The 2,915-nt window shown below is 63.2% G+C and carries 3 protein-coding genes; all 3 read left to right on the forward strand.

Going from position 1 to position 2,915, the window contains the following annotated elements:
* The first annotated feature begins 45 nt into the window (after nt 1-45).
* Nucleotides 46-519 carry a 30S ribosomal protein S7 gene (gene rpsG / locus DI526_RS23315; protein WP_004624018.1) on the forward strand — a complete coding sequence of 158 codons (474 nt, stop codon included), beginning with the start codon at nt 46-48 and terminating at the stop codon, nt 517-519.
* Between the two features lie 116 nt (nt 520-635).
* Nucleotides 636-2,714: an elongation factor G gene (gene fusA / locus DI526_RS23320; RefSeq protein WP_304283421.1), complete on the forward strand. Its 2,079-nt coding sequence runs from the start codon at nt 636-638 to the stop codon at nt 2,712-2,714.
* Nucleotides 2,715-2,837: 123 nt separating this feature from the next.
* The coding region (locus DI526_RS23325; RefSeq protein WP_007443273.1) for a hypothetical protein at nt 2,838-2,915 on the forward strand (78 nt) is incomplete at its 3' end.

Consider the following 2,915-nt stretch of genomic DNA (forward strand, 5'->3'; position numbering starts at 1 on the left):
CGTTCGCTCTACGGCGCCAAGCGTCCGAAGTAAGGAAGAAGAAGAATGTCCCGCCGCCGTCGCGCCGAGAAACGCCAAGTCCTGCCGGATCCGAAGTTCGGGGACCTGGTTGTCACGAAGTTCATGAACTACGTGATGTACGAAGGTAAGAAAGCTGTCGCCGAGAACATCATCTACGGCGCTTTCGACATCCTGGAAGCCAAGCGCAAGGACCAAGGTCCGCTTGAAACCTTCCACTCCGCCCTGGACAACGTCGCTCCGGCGATCGAAGTCCGGTCGCGTCGCGTTGGCGGCGCCACCTACCAAGTGCCGGTTGAAGTCCGTCCGGACCGTCGCCGCGCCCTGGCCATCCGTTGGCTGGTGACCGCCGCTCGCAAGCGTGGCGAAAACACCATGACCGAGAAGCTGGCCGGTGAGCTGCTCGACGCCTCGAACAACCGCGGCACCGCCGTGAAGAAGCGCGAAGACACCCACAAGATGGCGGAAGCCAACCGGGCGTTCTCGCACTATCGCTGGTAAGCTTTTCGCTTCCAGCACTCTTTCAGGCGCGGGCGGTTTGCGATAAACCGCCCGCGCCGCACGTTTAATCCCGGTCGTGTCCGTCCTGGGCCGTCCCGTTTCGCAGAGCGATCGCTATGCCCCGCACGCATAAAATCGAAGACTACCGCAACTTCGGCATCATGGCGCACATCGACGCCGGTAAGACGACCACGACCGAGCGGATCCTGTATTACACCGGTAAGTCGCACAAGATCGGCGAGGTCCACGACGGCGCCGCGACCATGGACTGGATGGAGCAGGAGCAAGAGCGCGGCATCACGATCACGTCGGCCGCGACGACCGCCTTCTGGAACGGCAAGCGCCTGAACATCATCGACACCCCCGGGCACGTCGACTTCACCATCGAAGTGGAACGCTCGCTGCGCGTCCTCGACGGCGCCGTGACGGTGCTGGACGGTAACGCCGGCGTCGAGCCGCAGACCGAGACCGTCTGGCGTCAGGCCGACAAGTACAAGGTTCCGCGGATCGTGTTCGTCAACAAGATGGACAAGATCGGCGCCGACTTCGACAAGTCGGTCGAGTCGATCCGCGACCGCCTGGGCGCCAAGGCCGTGCCGATCCAGTTCCCGATCGGCGCCGAGTCCTCGCTGAAGGGCCTGGTCGACCTGGTCCGCATGAAGGCCGTGGTCTGGGACAACGACGGCCTGGGCGCGTCCTACAAGGACGAAGAGATCCCGGCCGACCTGATGGACAAGGCCCTCGAGGCCCGCAACTACCTGATCGAGAACGCCGTCGAGCTCGACGACGAGGCCATGGAAGCCTATCTGGGCGGCGAAGAGCCCTCGGAAGAGACGATCAAGAAGTGCATCCGTAAGGCCGTTCTGACCGGCGCCTTCTATCCGATCCTCTGCGGCTCGGCCTTCAAGAACAAGGGCGTCCAGCCCCTGCTCGACGCCGTCGTCGACTACCTGCCCTCGCCGGTGGATATCCCGCCGACCAAGGGCATCGACTTCAAGACCGAAGCCGAAGTCGAGCGTAAGGCCTCGGACGACGAGCCGCTGTCGGTCCTGGCGTTCAAGATCATGGACGACCCCTTCGTCGGTTCGCTGACCTTCTGCCGCATCTACTCGGGCAAGCTGGAAACCGGCATGTCCCTGATGAACTCGACCCGCGACAAGCGCGAGCGCGTCGGCCGCATGCTGCTGATGCACTCGAACAACCGCGAAGACATCAAGGAAGCCTACGCCGGCGACATCGTCGCCCTGGCCGGCCTGAAGGAAACCCGCACGGGCGACACCCTGTGCGATCCGCTGAAGTCGCCGGTCATCCTGGAACGCATGGAGTTCCCGGCCCCGGTTATCGAAATCGCCGTCGAGCCCAAGTCGAAGGCTGACCAGGAAAAGCTGGGCGTCGCCCTGCAGAAGCTGGCCGCCGAAGACCCCTCCTTCACCGTCTCGACCGACCACGAGTCGGGCCAGACGATCCTGAAGGGCATGGGCGAACTGCACCTCGACATCAAGATCGACATCCTGAAGCGCACCTACAAGGTCGAAGCCAACATCGGCGCGCCGCAGGTGGCCTACCGCGAGAGCCTCTCGAAGAAGGCCGAGATCGACTACACCCACAAGAAGCAGACCGGCGGTACGGGCCAGTTCGCCCGCGTCAAGCTGGTGTTCGAGCCGGGCGAAGCCGGTTCGGGCTTCGTGTTCGAAAGCGCCATCGTCGGCGGCGCGGTGCCGAAGGAATACATCCCCGGCGTCGTGAAGGGTCTGGAATCGGTGAAGGACAACGGTCTGCTGGCCGGCTTCCCGGTCATCGACTTCAAGGCCACCCTGATCGACGGCGCCTACCACGACGTCGACTCCTCGGTCCTGGCCTTCGAAATCGCCTCGCGCGCCGCCTTCAAGGAACTGCGTGAAAAGGGTGCCCCGAAGCTCCTCGAGCCGATCATGGCCGTGGAAGTCGTGACGCCGGAAGAATACCTGGGCTCGGTCATCGGCGACCTGAACAGCCGCCGTGGCATGATCCAGGGCCAGGACATGCGTGGCAACGCCACGGTGGTGAACGCCTTCGTGCCGCTCGCCAACATGTTCGGCTACGTGAACACCCTGCGTGGCATGTCGCAAGGCCGCGCCCAGTTCACGATGCAATACGATCACTACGAGCAAGTGCCGCAGCACGTCGCCGACGAAGTGATCAAGAAGTACGCCTAAGCCGCGTCCCTCGGGACAAAGCCTAGTCGCCGGATGGGAGGGGCCTCCTTGGAGACCCCTCCAGCCCACCTCAGAAGTAGTCCAATCAACTGAAGGCCCCTCTGGGGTCCTGGAGCTAAGAAGATGGCCAAGGAAAAGTTCGAACGTACTAAGCCGCACTGCAACATCGGCACCATCGGTCACGTTGACCATGGCAAGACC

This window comes from Caulobacter segnis (assembly GCF_003243465.1).
Lineage (GTDB): Bacteria > Pseudomonadota > Alphaproteobacteria > Caulobacterales > Caulobacteraceae > Caulobacter > Caulobacter segnis_A.

Excerpts from the sequence above, each read along its gene's own strand:
- fusA (WP_304283421.1), top strand. The coding sequence starts at position 636 with ATGCCCCGCACGCATAAAATCGAAGACTACCGCAACTTCGGCATCATG.
- rpsG (WP_004624018.1), top strand. The coding sequence starts at position 46 with ATGTCCCGCCGCCGTCGCGCCGAGAAACGCCAAGTCCTGCCGGATCCG.